The organism is Candidatus Eisenbacteria bacterium (genome assembly GCA_020847735.1).
Lineage (GTDB): Bacteria > Eisenbacteria > RBG-16-71-46 > RBG-16-71-46 > RBG-16-71-46 > CAIXRL01.
Genome location: JADLBL010000006.1, coordinates 126,211 through 140,873, shown reverse-complemented (window position 1 = coordinate 140,873; position 14,663 = coordinate 126,211). Strand labels below are relative to the sequence as shown.

The window sequence follows — 14,663 nt, the reverse complement described above, 5'->3', positions numbered from 1 at the left end:
GTGAGCGGCGTCGCGCGCATACCGGTCCGCGGACCGGAGGACGTGTGGACGTTCACGCAGCGCAACGTGCCGCTGTGGGACGTGCTCGAGTTCTTCCCGCCGGACGCGATCGGCCCGCGCGGCCCCGCCGACGCGCCGCGGCCGTACGAGGTGAAGCCGATCACGATCGAAACCGATCTCGGCTGGTCGTTCGAGACCGACATCCAGTACGGAGCCTGGATCTTCCGGCCCCGCTCGCCCGCGAAACCCGGCCTGATGAAATGGTGCCGCGAGCGGAACCTCGAGCCCGGAGACACGCTGGTCTTCGAAGCCGCGGGAGAGCGGGTCTATCGGCTGAGGCTCGAGAAGGCGGCGGGCTGAGCCGCCGCCGGGCGGCCCGGCGGACGCGCTACGCCGGAATCCGAGCCAGCACCTCCTCGGGTTGCGGAAAGCGGCCCTCGGCGCGCTTGCTGAAGATGAGCCTGCCGTCGAGCGTGATCTCGAACTCGCCGCCGCTGCCGCGCACGAGCGTCGCTTGGACGCCGCGCTCCTTCCGAATCTCGGCCGCCAGACTGGAGGCCCGGGGAAGGTAGCCTCACTGACCGCAGTATCGAATCTCGAGCTGCATGCGGACCTCCGGGACTTGGTGCGCGGGCCCGGGCGGCACGCGCCCCCCGACCCGGCCTGCCAGCCACATTAGAGAGTTTGGCGCGCGCGGTCATGCGCAAACTCGCGGCGCTGGCCGCGCGCGGGGCAACCTGCTACTCCTCGCCTCTCCGCCCGCGCCGCGGCCGTGCCGCGTGGCGCCCGTCGCGGCCAACACGAGGCGTCCATGGCTGAACTTCTGTCCCGCCGGCTCGGCGGCCGCCGGGACAACAACTTCAACCTGCTGCGGTTCCTGGCCGCCGCGGTGGTCATCTACAGCCATTCGTTTCCGATGTCCGGGGCGCCGTCCGATCCGCTCGAGCGCCTCGTGGGCTTCTCGTTCGGACACCTGGCCGTGGACGTGTTCTTCGTGATCAGCGGCTTCCTCGTGACCGGCAGCCTGCTCTCGCGCCGCGACCTCGCGTCGTTCGCCGCGGCCCGCGCCCTGCGGCTGTTTCCGGTGCTGCTGGTGGGGGCGCTGCTCGGCGCCCTGGTCGTCGGGCCTCTGCAGACGCACCTGCCGCCCGGCGCGTACTTCGCCAACCCGGCGACGTGGAAGTTCGTGGCGATGAACAGCGTGCCGTGGCCGCTGGGCGTCTGCTACACGCTGCCGGGCGTCTTCCTGAACGTGCCGGTGCGCGGCGCGGTCAACGGCTCGCTGTGGTCGCTGCCGTGGGAGATGAGCATGTACGTGACGCTCGCCGCGCTCGGAGCGCTCGCGTACACGGGTCCGCGCGTGCTCTCCGACCGCCTGCTGCGCCGGGTGCTGGTCGGAATCGGCGTCGTCGCGACGCTCGGCTTCACGCTCTACGAGGCGTTCGACTTTCCGTACCAGTTCCACGTCTCGCAGGCCCTTCGGCTGACGTCGCTGTTCTTCGGCGGCGCGACGCTCATGGTCGCGAGCGCTCGGGTGCCGCTCTCGGGCCGGCTGGCGCTCGCCGCGGCGGCGCTGCTCGTGCTCGACTTCCTGCTGCCGCGCCCGCTGATGGCCGTGTACGCGGTGACGCTCACCTACCTGGTCGTCTGGCTCGCGTACGCGCCGGCGGGGCCGCTGGCGTTCTACCGCCGCGTCGGCGACTACTCGTACGGCACCTACGTGTACGCGTTCCCGATCGGCCAGTGCATGGCCGCGTGGGTCCCCGGCATTTCGGCGGCCGGCATCGCGCTCGCGACGCTGCCGCTGACGCTCGCGCTGGCGGTGCCGTCGTGGCACCTGCTCGAGGAGCGCATGCTGTCGTTCAAGGCGGATCGGCGCGCCTGACGCGCAGGCGAAGCGGGTCGCCGGCGGTTTGACCCGCGGGGGAGCCGCGGGCACATTGGCGCCGATGACACTCGCACGCGCTTCCGTCGAGTCCCGCCTTCGCGAGGCGGTCGGCGACGCCCTCCTCACCGACGAGCCGCTCCGGCACCACACCACGTTCCGCATCGGCGGGCCGGCCGACTGGTTCGTCGCCGCCCGCACTCCCGAGTCGCTGGTCGCCGCGCTGTCGGCCGCGCACGCGCTCGAGCTGCCGGTCTTCCTGCTCGGCGGCGGCAGCAACCTGCTCGTTTCCGACGAGGGATTCCGCGGGCTGGTCGTGCGCAACGCCTGCGAGGACGTCCAGTTCGACGGAACGGCGGCGCTCGTGGGGTGCGGCGCCGACTACCTGGAGTTCCTTCGCCGCTGCCAGCGCCGCGGGCTCGCCGGGCTCGCCTACGCCGCCGGCATTCCGGGCTCGGTGGGCGGGGCCGTGTTCGGCAACGCGGGCTGCTACGGGCAGGACATCGGCTCGCGCGTCGTCGAGTGTTCGGTCGCGAGCCTCGACGGCTCCCGGCTCGAGACGCTGCCGGCGGCGTGGTTCGAGTTCGCCTATCGCGACTCGCGGCTGAAGCGCGAACCGCGCGTGCTGCTGTCGTGCCTGCTCAAGCTCGAGGCGGGTGACCCCGCGCAGATCCAGCGCGAGATGGACGAGAAGCTCGAGATCCGCCGCGTCAAGCACCCGCAGTGGCGCGAGGAGCCGACGGCCGGCTCGTACTTCAAGAACCTGCCGCCGGGCTTTCAGGTTCCCGGTCTGCCGCATTCGCCGGGAACGCACCGCGTGGCCGCGGGCGCGCTGCTCGACGCCTGCGACGCCCGCGGCATGAGGGTGGGCGACGCGATGGTGTTCGCGAAGCACGCCAACATCCTGGTCAACGCCGGCCGCGCCACCGCGCGCGACGTGCTGACGCTGGCCGAGCGGCTCAAGTCGCTCGTCCGGGAACGCTTCGGCGTCGAGCTCGAGGAGGAGGTCATGTTCCTCGGCGAGAAGCCGGCCGCCGGTTGAGCGGACGCCGCGGGCGGGATAGCTTGGCCGCCGATGGGACGGACTCTCCATAAGCGGCTCCTGTCCGAGAAGTTCGACGGGCCGGTCCAGGAGGCGATCCTCAACCTCTGGGTGACGGCGTCCTTCGTGCGCGGCCTGTACGACGGCGTGTTCGAAGACGCCGATCTGACCATGACGCAGTACAACGTGCTGCGGATCCTCAACGGCGCCCATCCCGAGGGCTACTGCCGCGCCGAGGTGGCGCGCCGCATGCTGGACCGCGCCTCCGATCTCACCCGGCTGATTGACCGGCTCGTCCGACGCGGGCTGGTCCAGCGCGGGCGGTCCGAGCGCGACGGACGCCACTCGGTGGCGCGCATCACGCCGCGCGGGCGGCAGCTGTTGGCGCTCACGCAGCCCAGGGTGCGGGCGGTGGAGCAGGCCTTCGCGGGCCGGCTGACCGAGGACGAGGCGCTGGAACTGTCGCGCCTGTGCGAAAAGATCTACGGCGAGGAAGTCGCCCGGGACTCCTGAAGCCGCCCCGGGAACGCCTCGCGGCCGGGCGCGGCCGGCCGTGTCAGCCGCCGATGGCGCTCATGCCGCGCGCGGGCTGGACGAAGCCGGGCCGGCTGATGAGATGGCCCGGTTGCTTGCGCAGCACGGCTTCGCGCAGGCGCCGCTCGAGCGCGTCGTCGTCCGCCGCGGAGCGCAGCAGGCCGCGCAGGTCGTACTCGTCGTGGGCGAACAGGCAGGTGCGGATCTGCCCGTCGGCGGTCAGGCGGATGCGGTCGCAGCGGCCGCAGAACGGGCGCGTCACCGAAGCGATGACGCCGACGCGGCCGCCGCCATCGCGGTAGCGGTACATCGTGGCCGGCGCGGAGGGGTCGGCGCCCGGCTCGGGCTCCAGCGGAAACTCGGCCGCGACCTGCGCGAGGATCTCGTCGGCCGTGACGAGCCGCGAGCGGTCCCACGTGCGTCCGAAGTCGAGCGGCATCCACTCGATGAAGCGCAGCTCGAAGCCCCGCTCGCGCGCCCAGCGGGCGAGCGGCACCGCCTCGTCCTCGTTGTGGCCGCGCATCAGCACCGAGTTGATCTTGATGGGCGAGAACCCCGCGCGCCGGGCGGCTTCGAGTCCGGCGAGCGTCTCCTCGAACCGGTCGCGGCGCGCGAGCCGGTGGAAGCGCTCGCGCGAGAGCGTGTCGAGGCTGATGTTGACGCGCCGCAATCCGGCCGCCCGCAGCTCTCCCGCCAGCTTCGGCAGCTTGAGCGCGTTCGTCGTCAGGCTCAGGTCGAGGCCCGGGAGGATTTCGCCCAGCATGCGCACGAGCACGGGCAGGTCCGCGCGAACGGTCGGCTCGCCGCCGGTCAGGCGGATGCCCGTCACCCCGCACTCGACGCACACGCGCGCGAGCCGCGCCAGTTCCTCGTAGGTGAGCATTTCCGCGCGCGGCAGCCACGGCATGCCTTCGGCGGGCATGCAGTAGACGCACCGCAGGTTGCAGCGGTCGGTGACCGAGATGCGCAGATCCCGCACGGTGCGGCCGTGCGTGTCCACGAGCGGTGCGCGAGAAGCGGGCTGGATCGGTGGCACGGCGGCAAGGGTACGCGCGGGCCGTGGCCCGGGCAATGAAGCGCCATGCGGGTTCGGCAGGACGGCCCTGCGCGCGCCCGCGGGCGCCGCCGCCTCGGGAATGCGGCCGGCGCGCGACGTCGGCCGCGAACCGGCAGGCGGCCCGGGCGGTTGCCGCTGGAGCCATGCGCCCGGGCTGGGGTAGCGTCCGGACGCGCCGCCTTCGGGAACGGCCGGAGAAGAAAGTGTCGCGCACACCCCGAGGAGGGAGCCATGTCGCTCGGCGACCGGCTCGTGCTCGTTCAGGCCGACATCACCACGCTCGACGTGGACGCGATCGTCAACGCCGCCAACATCGCGCTCATGCCGGGCGGTGGCGTGTGCGGCGCGATTCATCGCGCCGCGGGGCCCGAGCTGGCCGAAGCCTGCCAGGACGCGGGGCCGTGTCCGACCGGCGACGCGCGCGCGACGCCGGGCTTCGGGCTCAAGGCCCGCGTCGTGATTCACGCGGTCGGTCCCGTGTGGAAGGGCGGCAGTCACGACGAGGACCGGCTGCTCGCCACCTGCTATCGCGCGGCCCTCTCGCTGGCCGACAGCAGCCGGCTCGCGACCGTCGCCTTCCCGGCCATCAGCACCGGCATCTACGGCTTCCCGCTCGAGCGTGCGACGCGCATCGCCCTGCGCGAGATCGCGAGCGCGCTCGGCTGGGCGGCGCACCTGAAGCAGGTGACGTGCGCCTGCTTCGATGCGGGGACGCTCGAGGTCTACCAGCGCGTGCGGGTGGAACTGGGTCTGTAGGCTCCGCTCGCGGGCACGCGACGCCGCTGTCGGGGCGGTTCCGTGGGGAGGCTTCGCGTCCGGCGCCGGCGCCATCGGGCCCGAGGGACGGCGGCTCGCGTCCTTCGCACGGTGACGCTCCGCCCGGGGTGCCCGGGGCCGCCGCCCGTATACTGCCGGCGCCATGCGCCGCCTCTTCATCCCGCTCGTCGCCGTCGTCTTCGTGCTCGCGCTCGTGCTGCTCACCCTGCGGCTCGCGCCGCGGTTCCTGCCCGGGCTGCGGCCCGCCGTGCCCGCGGCGTCGGGGTTTCCGTCGCTCGATGCGCCGCTCGCCTGGTGGAACGGCGGGCCCTTCGCCCCGGATTCATTGCGCGGCCATCCCGTCGTCGCGCTCCTCTTGAGCAGCGCCGATCCGCGCGCCTCCACGGCGCTCGCGACGCTCGAAGCCTGGAACGCGGCCTACCGGCCGCTCGGAGTCCGGGTGCTCGCCATTCACGTTCCCGAGTACGCGTACGCCGCCGACACCTCGTTCGTGGGCGCGATGGTGCGGCGGGAGGGGATCTCGTTCCCCGTCGCGAGCGACCCCGCGGGCGTCCTCGCGGCGCGCTTCGGCGGAGCGACGGACGGGCCGCACGTCGTCGTCGCCGACGAAAGCGGCCGGGTGATCGTGGACGAGGTGGACGATCTCGCGAAGGCGGACGCCGCCTTGCACGCCTGGGCCGTGCGCACGCACGGAGCGGGGGCGCCGCCGGCGCTGTCACCGCCTCCTCTGCCCGCCGTCCGGATCGTCCGACTCGGCGCGGGCGAGAACGCCGGGGGCCCGCTCAAGGGACTTCCGGCGGGGTACGAGGGCGTCTTCACCGCCGAGTTCCGTTACCAGGAGCAGGGCCGGCGCTGGGTGCCGTATCCGGTCGGAGGGTGGCGGCTGCGCACCGACGGACTCGAGGCGACGCGTGGCGGGGCGGCGAACTTCGCGGCCATTCGCTATAGTGCGGCGCGCGTCGGCGTGGTCGTGAGTCCGCCCGCCGGTGCGCACGGACGGCTGTGGATCCTGCTCGACGATCACTGGCCGGCCGCGGAGTTGCGCGGTGAGGACGTCGTCACGGACTCGCAGGGCGCGGCCTTCCTGGAGGTCGCCGCGCCCGGGCTCTACTGGATCGAACGAGGACGGGGCGAACGGGTCCTCAAGCTCTCGCCGGACGAGTCCGGCGTCACGCTGCACGCGCTGGTTTTCGAGGACGGGGACCGGGGAGACGCGCCCCGCTAGAGGAGCAAGCGATGCCGCTGTGCATCTACCTGTGCTACACGCCGGGCTGCCAGACCAAGCTGGAGCGCTGGATGGCGACGGCCGAGGAAGGCACCAGCACGAAAATGGAGTGCCCGCGCTGCGGCGTCGTCATGCAGTGCGCCTGGACCGGCACGCAGGTGCCGACGCCCAACCTCAAGGACATCGCCGAGATCAAGCGCGGCTGAATCCGGTTCGGTCGCCCCATGCGTGCCCCGCTCCTGCTGACGCCGCGGCTTCGCGCCGCGCTCCTCGACTGGTACCGCCGCGAACGCCGCGACCTGCCGTGGCGCCGCACGCGCGACCCGTACCGCGTCTGGGTGTCCGAGGTGATGCTCCAGCAGACGCAGGTCGCGACCGCGACGCCCTACTACGAACGCTTCGTCGCGCGCTTCCCCGACGTCGCCTCGCTCGCCGCCGCCCCCGCGGACGACGTGCTCGCCGCCTGGGCTGGCCTGGGCTACTACCGCCGCGCGCGCCACCTGCACGCCGCCGCCCGCACCGTCGTGCGCGAGCACGGCGGGAGGGTTCCCGCGCAGGCGCAGGCGTTCGCCGCGCTGCCGGGGGTCGGGCGCTACACGCTGGGCGCGGTGCAGAGCATCGGCTTCGGCGCGAGGGTGCCGGTGGTGGATGGCAACGTCGCGCGGGTGCTCGCGCGCTGGAGCGCACGGCCGCTGCAGGTGAAGACTCCCGCCGGCGCGCGGGCGCTGTGGACGCTGGCCGCAGCGCTCGTCGCGACGCCGCAGGCCGCGAAGGCCCCCGGAGACTGGAACCAGGCGCTGATGGAGCTCGGGGCGACGCTCTGCACGCCGCGCGCGCCGCGCTGCGCGGACTGCCCTGTGCGGCGCGGCTGCCGCGCCTTCGCGCGCGGCACGCCGGACGCCTTTCCGCCCGCGGCGGCCCGGCGCGAGCGCGTGCGCCTGCGGCGCGCCGTGGCCATCGTCTCGCGCGGCGGCCGGCTGCTGGTCGCACGCCGCGAGGGCGCACTGCTCGAGCGGCTCTGGGAGCCGCCCGGCGTGGATCTGGGGCGCCGCGAAGACGCGGCGGCGGCGCTGCGCGCGCGGCTCGCGTCGCTCGGGGTGGTCGCGGAGCTGCGCGATACCGGCATTCGCGTCCGCCACGTCATCACCCACAGGGACATCGAGGTCGAACTGTGGGCGGTCGTCCCGCGCGGCCCGCGTCGAACGGGCGGGCTGCTGCGCTGGGCCGATCCGCGGACACGCGATCTCGCGCTGACGGCGCTTTCGCGCCGGGCGTGGGCCGCGTGCGACGGCGCGCCGCTCGTGTATGCTGCCGCACCGATGCACGCGACACGCACGGCGTCGCGTCGGACGACCGCCCACTCGACGACGTCCGGGAACCGGGCGGGTCGGCTCCCGGTCGCGCGTGCCGAATCATCGAGAGTCCGTTAGATTTCGTTTGGCGAACACCGCGTCCGATGGCAGTTTGTCTCGCCTGTCCGATCAACTGGCCGCCCCCGAGCCGGGGGTGAACGGGAACCCGAACCCAAGTCGGTGGCCGTGGACCATCCGGTAACGAACCAACTCGAAGCCGAAGGCCTCCTCATCGCCAGCGCGACCGACGTCGGACGCAAGCGGACGGGCAACGAGGATTCGCACGCGCTGTGGGTGAGCGACGACGGCGCCGTGCGCGCGAAGCACGGCATGCTGCTGGTCGTGTGCGACGGCATGGGCGGCGCCAGCGCCGGCGAGGTGGCGAGCCAGCTCGCGGTCGAGACCGTCCTCGCGGGGGTGCGCTCGGCCGACCCGAACGACCCGGCGGGCGCGCTGCGGGGCGCGATCGAGGCCGCCAACGACAAGGTCCACACGCAGGCGGCGGCCAACGCGGATCAGCGCGGCATGGGCACGACCTGCACCGCCGTGCTGCTGCGCGGGCGCGAGGTCTGGGTCGGGCATGTCGGCGACAGCCGCGCCTACCTGGTCCGCGGCGGCAAGGTCCAGAAGCTGACCCGCGACCACTCGCTGGTCGCCGAGCTGATCGAGAAGGGGCACCTGACCGAGGCCGAGGCCAAGCACGACCACCGCCGCAACGTCGTCACGCGCAGCGTCGGTGCGCTGGAAAGCGTGCAGGTGGACGCCGAGCGCGTCGTGGACAAGCTCAAGCCCGGCGACGCGCTCGTCGTGTGCAGCGACGGCCTGCACGGACAGGTGACCGACTACGAGATCGGCGCGATCGCCACCGAGTACCCGCCCGCGGAAGCCTGCGAGGGACTCATTGATCTCGCCAACGAGCGCGGTGGCCCCGACAACATCACCGCCATCGTCGTGCGCGTGGGCGGGGCCGGCGCCCCGGCGGCCACGGGCGCGAAGGCGGCGTCGGCGCGGCCGGCCGCAGGCGAACCGAAGCGCGGGCTGCCGCCGAACCTGGGCCTGCTCGGCGGCGCGGCGGTCGTGATGACGCTGCTGGTCGTGGCGGTGGGAGCGATGCTGCTCGGGCAACTGAAGAAGCCCGTCGCCGGCCCGCAGTCCGCCGCGGTTCGCGACGGCGGGACGGCGCCGGCGAATCCCGAAGCGGGTTCGCCACTCGTGTCCGGGAACGCGAACGTGACATCGCCCGAGGGCGCGCCGGCGGCCGTGACGCCGCAGTCGGAGCCACCGGTGACCGGAGCGCCGTCCTCCTCGGTCGCGCCGCCAGCGACGAGCGCGGCGCCGGCCACACCGGCGCCGACCACGCCGAGACCCGCGGCCCCGGCGACGAAGCCGGCGCCGGCCACGCCGAAACCCGCGGCCGCGGCGAGCGGCAAGGCGGGCACCGGCACCGTGCGCCTGATGACGCGGCCGTTCCAGCCGAGCACGTTCTTCGTGGACGGCGACCCTTACGCGTTCGACGTCGGCTTCCTCTCCAAGACCATGCCCGCCGGCGACCACGTCCTGCGCGTCGAAGGCATCAGCGGCGGAGCGGTGGACGTGCAGGTCCACGTCGAGCCGGGCGGCAGCTACTCGCTGGTCGCCGAGTTCCCCGACGCGGGAACGCTCGGCAGCGTCGAGATCGTGCTCTCGGGCGCCTCGACCGCGCGCGTGATGGTGGACGGCGCGCAGTACCCCGAGCCGGCGCCCTGCACGGTGCGCGGGCTCTCGCCGGGGTCGCACCGCATCACCGTGGTGCGGCCGAAGAGCGCGCCCGCGCAGGGGCCGGCCGAAGTGACCGTCACGGCGGGAGCGACGACGCGCGCCGAGTACCGATTCGGCGCCGGACGCTGAAGGCGGAGCGGAAACGATGGCTGCCGTCGAGCCACGCGACTTCGGTCCGTACGTCCTCGAGAAGCTGATCAGCGCCGAAGGCGGACAGGGGCTCGTCTACCTCGCGACGCACAAGGCGCTCGAGAAGCGCGTCGTCATCAAGATCCTCAAGGACCACCTCGCCCGGCACGAAAGCTTCGTCGAGCGTTTCGCCGCCGAGGCCTCGCAACTCGCCCGGATGGACCACGCGAACATCGTCCGCGTTCGCCAGACCGGCCCGATGGGCGACGCGTACTTCATCGAGATGGAGTACGTCGAAGGCTGGGATCTGAGCGGCTGGCTCAAGCAGCACGGCCGGCTGCCGGTCGAGATCGCCGTGCTCGTGCTGCAGCGCTTCGCGGCCGGCCTGCAGCACGCGCACGAACGCTCGATCATCCACCGCGACGTGAAGCCCGGGAACGTCATGCTGACGAGCGACGGGCAGGTCAAGGTGCTCGACTTCGGCCTCGCGCGCGACATGGAAGGCGAGGGGCGCAGCACGCCCGGCACGCTGATGGGCACGTACGCCTACATGTCGCCGGAACAGGTGGACGGTCACGAGGCGACCATCGCGTTCGACGTCTACGCGCTCGGGGTCGTCGCCTACCAGCTGCTCGCGAACAAGATCCCGTTCGAAGGCACGATCGCCACCGTCTGCATGAAGATCAAGAACGAGGAGCCCGTTCCGCTCGACCGGCTGTGCCCCGAGGCGCCGCGCGAGCTGGTCAGGCTCGTGCAGCGGATGATGGCCAAGAAGCCGACGCAGCGCCCGCGCGACATGCGCGAGGTCGAGGAGGCGCTGAGCGACATCGGGCAGAAGATCGGCCTGAAGGCCAGCGAGGATCTGCTGCCCCGCTACGTCGCCGATCCCGAGAGCGCGGTGCGGCTGATGGCCCGGCGCCGGGCGCAGCGTCGCTGGCGTCCCTGGGCGTACGCGGCCGCGGCGGTGGTGGCGGTGGTCGCGCTCGGGTTCGTAGTCGTGCGCCTGTCGGGCGGCGGAGCCGGAGCGCGCGGGGCCGCCGGCGGCGCGGACTCCGCCGGGGTGAGCGCCTCGGCCGCGCCCGGGGCGGCGCCCGCGATGCCCACGCCGGCCGCACCCGCCGCGGCCGAAAGCGCCGTCGTGGCGCCGGCGCAGCCGGACACCGCGCGGGCGCACGCGGCCGCGCTCGCGGCGGCGACGGCCGGCGCCACGCACGCGCCGGCGGCCGCCGGCTCCACCGGCGTGACGGTTCCGCCGCCGGGAAGTACGCTCGCGACGCCCGTGGTCGCCGCGACGGCCGCGAGCGCCGTGGATTCCATTTCGCTCGACGTCAGGGTCGAGCCTCCCTCGGACATCTACCTGGACGACCACAAGGTGGCCTCGTCGGCGACCTCGTGGTCGGGCCGTGTCGTTCGAAAGACCTGGACCGTCCGCGTGGACGCCGGCGAGTACGGCACGCGCGAGCAGCGAAGGAAGCCGAAGGCGCACGAAACGGCGCTCTCGTTCGAGATGGATCTGACGGCCGGCGAAGGTGGCGTGTACGTGAGCGGTCCGCGCAATGGACTCGAAATCTGGGTGGATGGAACTTATCGAAGGCTCGTGACACCTTCGCCCGTCCGGCCGCTCCGCGTGGGACCCCACCTCGTCGAGGTGCGCTCGCGCGAGACCGGTGAGGTGGTGGCATCGAGGCGGCTCGTCGTGCCGCAGGGCTCCGAGAACGTCATGCTGGACTTTTCCGCCGGCCGCTGAACCCGCGGACCGGGAACCGTCGGCTCCGCCCTGACCGGGCGATCTCGAGGAACGAACTCGCGACATGTCCGACCTGACCCAGATCGGCCACTACATCATCAAGGGGCTGCTGCGGAACGGCCGCTCGGCGGATTCGTACTTCGCCGAGAACTCCGCCATGCGCAGCCAGAAGGTGCTGCTGCGCGTGCTGCATCCCGACAGCGCCGCCGACCCGGCGTTCGTGCGCAGCTTCATGGAGGAAGCGCGCATCGCCGCGCGGCTCGACCACAACTGCATCGCCTCGGTGCTCGACCTGAAGGACGACGGCGAGCGCATCTACGCGGTGCTCGAGTTCATCGAGGGGCTCGAGCTGAACGAACTGCTCGAGCGCTTCGGTCCGCCGCCGCCCGAGGTGGCCGCGGCGGTCATGCGCGAGGTGTCCAGCGCGCTCGAACACGCGCACGGCAAGTCCATCCTGCACCGCCGGCTGAGGCCGCGGCTCATCAAGGTGACGCCCGAGGGCGGAGTGAAGGTGCTGGGCTTCGGACTGCGCGAGCGCGAGAGCGTGCTGGTGTCGGCGTTCGCGCCCGACGCGCTGCGCGAGGAGCTCTACCGGCCCCCCGAGCAGGTGCGCGAGGAACCGCAGGACGTGCGCGGCGACCTCTACACGCTCGGCGTCATCCTGTACGAGCTGCTCACGCGCCGCATGCCCTTCGACACCATCGTCGGCCCCGCGGGCAGGCAGCCGCAGCGCAAGCCGCCCTCGATCTTCGAGAAGAACCCGCTCGTGCCCGCGGCGTTCGGGCGCCTCATCGAGCGCTGCCTCGCCGAGCGGCGCGAGGACCGGCCCGCCGACGCGGGCGAGGTGCGACGCGCGCTCGACGACCTGCTCGAGGAATACCGGGTCATGCACACGTCGGACCTGCTGCAGCTCTACCTGGGCAACCCGCCGGACTACACCGAGCAGGCCCGCCGGCGTTCGCTCGAGATCATGATGCGCGACGCCGAGCGGCTCTCGAAGGGCAGCGACGCCGAGCGGCGCGCGGCCATCGAGGAACTCGAGCGGCTGCTGGCCGCCGACCCGAACCACAAGCAGGCCGCCTCGCTGGTGCGCAGGCTGAAGCCTTCCTCGGACCCGGGTCGCGTGCCGCCGGCCGCGGCGGCGCCCGCGCCGGCCGCGCCCGCGGCGACCCCCGCGCCGAAGAATTTCGATCCCGACAAGACGATGCTCGACATCCCGGGCGAGACGCCGCCCGCGCGACCGGCGCCGCCCCTCACGGTCGTTCCGCCCGCTCCGAAACCGATACCGGCGGCGAAGCCCGCGCCCGCGGCGAAGCCCGCGGCCGCTCCGCCCGCTCCACCCGTCGTGCGCGCGCGTCCGGCGCCGGCGCCGGCGCCTTCGCCGGCGGCGGAGCCCGCGCACAAGCTTCGCGGCCTGCTCGTTGGCGCCGGCGCGGCGCTGGCGGTGATCGCGGTCGCCTTCACGCTGTTCGTCTGGCGCCCGTGGTCCCCCAGGCGCCAGGACCTGGGCGGCATCGGCCTGACCGCCGCCGACTCGACGCTGCGACTCGACGTCGAGACCGTGCCCGAAGGCGCGCAGGTCATGCTGCCCGCCACCGGCGAGACGCGCCTCAGCCCGACCTGGTTCGAGAACCTCAAGCCCGGCGCCACGCGCGTGCGCGTCACGCTCGCCGGGTACGTGGCCCGTGACACGGTCCTGCAGCTCGAGCCCGGCTCGCCGGGCGCGCTGCGCGTCGAGCTGGTCTCGCTCACCGCGACCGCGTGCACGCTGTTCGTGGCCGTGAATCCGCGTGCCGACGAGGTGCTGGTGGATGGCCTCGCCGCGACGCGCGTGGATTCGGCGGCCTGGTTCATGCCCGTTCAGCCCGGCACCCACTCGGTGGACATCCAGGCGGCGGGCTTCGAGAAGTGGAGCAAGGTGGCGGCCGCGAAGGTCGCCTCGGGGGCGAACGCGCGCGTGCGCGTGACGCTTCGGCCGGGCGTCTCCGAGCCGGTCGCGACCATCGCCACGCCGGAGCCCGGTGGCGAGCCGGCGCCGCCGGCCGCGCCCGCCGGCAATCGCCCCTGGCAGGCCGTGGACGGCACGCGTGTGACCGTCGTGTGCGAGCCGGCGGGGCAGCTTTACGTGGACGGCGTCGCCTATCCGACGCTCGTCGAGCGCACCGAGCTCTCGCTCGCTCCCGGCAACCACACTTTCAAGTTCACCCACCCGGACTACCTCGACGCGACCCAGAGCAAGAAGCTCAAGAAGCACCAGAAGACCGAGACCGTCCGCAACGATTTCCGCGCCGGCGACGGCATCCTGTCCGTGTCCTCGTCCGAGGCCAGCCAGCAGGTGTTCCTGGACGGAAAGTTCCGCGGCTACACGCCGCTGGTGATCCGCGAGGTGAAGACCGGCACGCGCCTGGTCGAACTGCGCGACAAGCGCGGCGGCAAGGTGATCGCCTCGAGGGAGGTCAAGGTCGGCAACTCCTCGAAGCCGGTCGAGGTGCGGTTCTAGGTGGCCTGCAACGAAGCGGCCCGGCGGATTCCTCCGCCGGGCCGCGATCGTTTCACGCGCCGCGCGGTCAGCCCTCGAGCCTGGCCTCCACCGAGAGCTTCGCGTTGAGCAGACGGGAGATCGGGCAGCCGCCCCTGGTCCCTTCGGCCAGCTCGGCGAACTTCGCCGCGTCGAGACCGGGGACCTTCGCGGCGACGACCAGCGCCGACGAGACGACCGTCGGCTTGCCGTCCACGAACTCGAGCGTGACGGTGGCCTTCGCGCTGATCTTTTCTGCCGTGAACCCGGCCTTGCCGATGTCCCCGGACAGCGCCATCGCGTAGCAGCCGGCGTGCGCCGCCGCGATCAGCTCCTCGGGGGTCGTGCCGGGCGTCGTCGTGCCTTCGAAGCGCTTGCCGAAATCGTAGGGCAGGTTGGCGAACGAACCGGTGCCTGCGGCGAGCAGGCCCTTGCCGTCCTTGAGTCCGCCGCTCCAGACGGCGGTCGCTGTGCTTTTCATGGGGATCCTTTCGTGCTCGGGAAGTTCGGGCGGAAGTCGCCGGGTGATCCCGCGGAGGGTCGCGGGAGCGGTCCGGGGGAGAGTAGCGCCGCTGCCGCACCTTGTCGCCCGCGGGTCCGATCCGCTGCTGGTCGGAGCCGTCGGCCGGTGCTAGCTTG

Annotated in this window: 13 protein-coding genes and 1 pseudogene; 11 read left to right on the top strand and 3 right to left on the bottom strand. The window is 73.0% G+C overall.

Going from position 1 to position 14,663, the window contains the following annotated elements:
* Nucleotides 1-360 carry a hypothetical protein gene (locus tag IT347_03105; protein MCC6348563.1) on the top strand — a complete coding sequence of 120 codons (360 nt, stop codon included), beginning with the start codon at nt 1-3 and terminating at the stop codon, nt 358-360.
* A gap of 28 nt (nt 361-388) precedes the next feature.
* Here the strand turns inward: IT347_03105 and IT347_03100 are convergent, their stop codons facing one another.
* Nucleotides 389-550 (bottom strand): Rdx family protein, encoded by a 162-nt coding sequence (locus IT347_03100; protein MCC6348562.1) that lies wholly within the window; start codon nt 548-550, stop codon nt 389-391.
* Between the two features lie 261 nt (nt 551-811).
* On the opposite strand from IT347_03100, the gene IT347_03095 reads away from it, so the two are divergent.
* The 3 genes from IT347_03095 (at nt 812) to IT347_03085 (ending at nt 3,440) form a co-directional block, all read left to right on the top strand.
* Nucleotides 812-1,885, top strand: coding sequence for an acyltransferase (locus IT347_03095; GenBank protein ID MCC6348561.1), 1,074 nt, complete (start codon nt 812-814; stop codon nt 1,883-1,885).
* Nucleotides 1,886-1,949: 64 nt separating this feature from the next.
* Nucleotides 1,950-2,927 (top strand): UDP-N-acetylmuramate dehydrogenase, encoded by a 978-nt coding sequence (murB, locus tag IT347_03090; GenBank protein MCC6348560.1) that lies wholly within the window; start codon nt 1,950-1,952, stop codon nt 2,925-2,927.
* Nucleotides 2,928-2,960: 33 nt separating this feature from the next.
* Entirely contained in the window at nt 2,961-3,440 is a 480-nt protein-coding gene (locus tag IT347_03085; protein MCC6348559.1) for a MarR family transcriptional regulator, read from the top strand.
* Between the two features lie 43 nt (nt 3,441-3,483).
* Here IT347_03085 and moaA read toward each other — a convergent pair whose 3' ends face one another.
* Complete coding sequence (moaA, locus tag IT347_03080; GenBank protein MCC6348558.1) at nt 3,484-4,488, bottom strand: GTP 3',8-cyclase MoaA; 1,005 nt, start codon at nt 4,486-4,488, stop codon at nt 3,484-3,486.
* A 261-nt stretch (nt 4,489-4,749) separates the two neighbouring features.
* On the opposite strand from moaA, the gene IT347_03075 reads away from it, so the two are divergent.
* From IT347_03075 to IT347_03045, 7 genes and pseudogenes are all read left to right on the top strand, one after another.
* Nucleotides 4,750-5,274, top strand: coding sequence for a macro domain-containing protein (locus IT347_03075; GenBank protein ID MCC6348557.1), 525 nt, complete (start codon nt 4,750-4,752; stop codon nt 5,272-5,274).
* Nucleotides 5,275-5,437: 163 nt separating this feature from the next.
* Nucleotides 5,438-6,520 carry a hypothetical protein gene (locus IT347_03070; GenBank protein ID MCC6348556.1) on the top strand — a complete coding sequence of 361 codons (1,083 nt, stop codon included), beginning with the start codon at nt 5,438-5,440 and terminating at the stop codon, nt 6,518-6,520.
* Nucleotides 6,521-6,531: 11 nt separating this feature from the next.
* On the top strand, nt 6,532-6,726 hold the full coding sequence (locus IT347_03065; protein MCC6348555.1) for a hypothetical protein: 195 nt from the start codon (nt 6,532-6,534) through the stop codon (nt 6,724-6,726).
* 18 nt (nt 6,727-6,744) lie between these two features.
* Entirely contained in the window at nt 6,745-7,950 is a 1,206-nt protein-coding gene (mutY, locus tag IT347_03060) for an A/G-specific adenine glycosylase (protein ID MCC6348554.1), read from the top strand.
* A 108-nt stretch (nt 7,951-8,058) separates the two neighbouring features.
* Nucleotides 8,059-9,759: a Stp1/IreP family PP2C-type Ser/Thr phosphatase gene (locus IT347_03055; GenBank protein ID MCC6348553.1), complete on the top strand. Its 1,701-nt coding sequence runs from the start codon at nt 8,059-8,061 to the stop codon at nt 9,757-9,759.
* A pseudogene (locus IT347_03050) lies at nt 9,725-10,564 on the top strand (serine/threonine protein kinase). Before IT347_03055 ends, IT347_03050 begins: the two are co-directional and overlap by 35 nt.
* Nucleotides 10,565-11,570: 1,006 nt before the next feature.
* Entirely contained in the window at nt 11,571-14,006 is a 2,436-nt protein-coding gene (locus IT347_03045; GenBank protein ID MCC6348552.1) for a serine/threonine protein kinase, read from the top strand.
* A gap of 67 nt (nt 14,007-14,073) precedes the next feature.
* Here IT347_03045 and IT347_03040 read toward each other — a convergent pair whose 3' ends face one another.
* Nucleotides 14,074-14,505 (bottom strand): OsmC family peroxiredoxin, encoded by a 432-nt coding sequence (locus tag IT347_03040; GenBank protein ID MCC6348551.1) that lies wholly within the window; start codon nt 14,503-14,505, stop codon nt 14,074-14,076.
* Between the last annotated feature and the right edge of the window lie 158 nt (nt 14,506-14,663).

Excerpts from the sequence above, each read along its gene's own strand:
- mutY (MCC6348554.1), top strand. The coding sequence starts at position 6,745 with ATGCGTGCCCCGCTCCTGCTGACGCCGCGGCTTCGCGCCGCGCTCCTC.
- IT347_03040 (MCC6348551.1), bottom strand. The coding sequence starts at position 14,505 with ATGAAAAGCACAGCGACCGCCGTCTGGAGCGGCGGACTCAAGGACGGC.
- IT347_03075 (MCC6348557.1), top strand. The coding sequence starts at position 4,750 with ATGTCGCTCGGCGACCGGCTCGTGCTCGTTCAGGCCGACATCACCACG.
- IT347_03095 (MCC6348561.1), top strand. The coding sequence starts at position 812 with ATGGCTGAACTTCTGTCCCGCCGGCTCGGCGGCCGCCGGGACAACAAC.
- IT347_03085 (MCC6348559.1), top strand. The coding sequence starts at position 2,961 with ATGGGACGGACTCTCCATAAGCGGCTCCTGTCCGAGAAGTTCGACGGG.
- murB (MCC6348560.1), top strand. The coding sequence starts at position 1,950 with ATGACACTCGCACGCGCTTCCGTCGAGTCCCGCCTTCGCGAGGCGGTC.
- IT347_03065 (MCC6348555.1), top strand. The coding sequence starts at position 6,532 with ATGCCGCTGTGCATCTACCTGTGCTACACGCCGGGCTGCCAGACCAAG.
- IT347_03070 (MCC6348556.1), top strand. The coding sequence starts at position 5,438 with ATGCGCCGCCTCTTCATCCCGCTCGTCGCCGTCGTCTTCGTGCTCGCG.
- IT347_03045 (MCC6348552.1), top strand. The coding sequence starts at position 11,571 with ATGTCCGACCTGACCCAGATCGGCCACTACATCATCAAGGGGCTGCTG.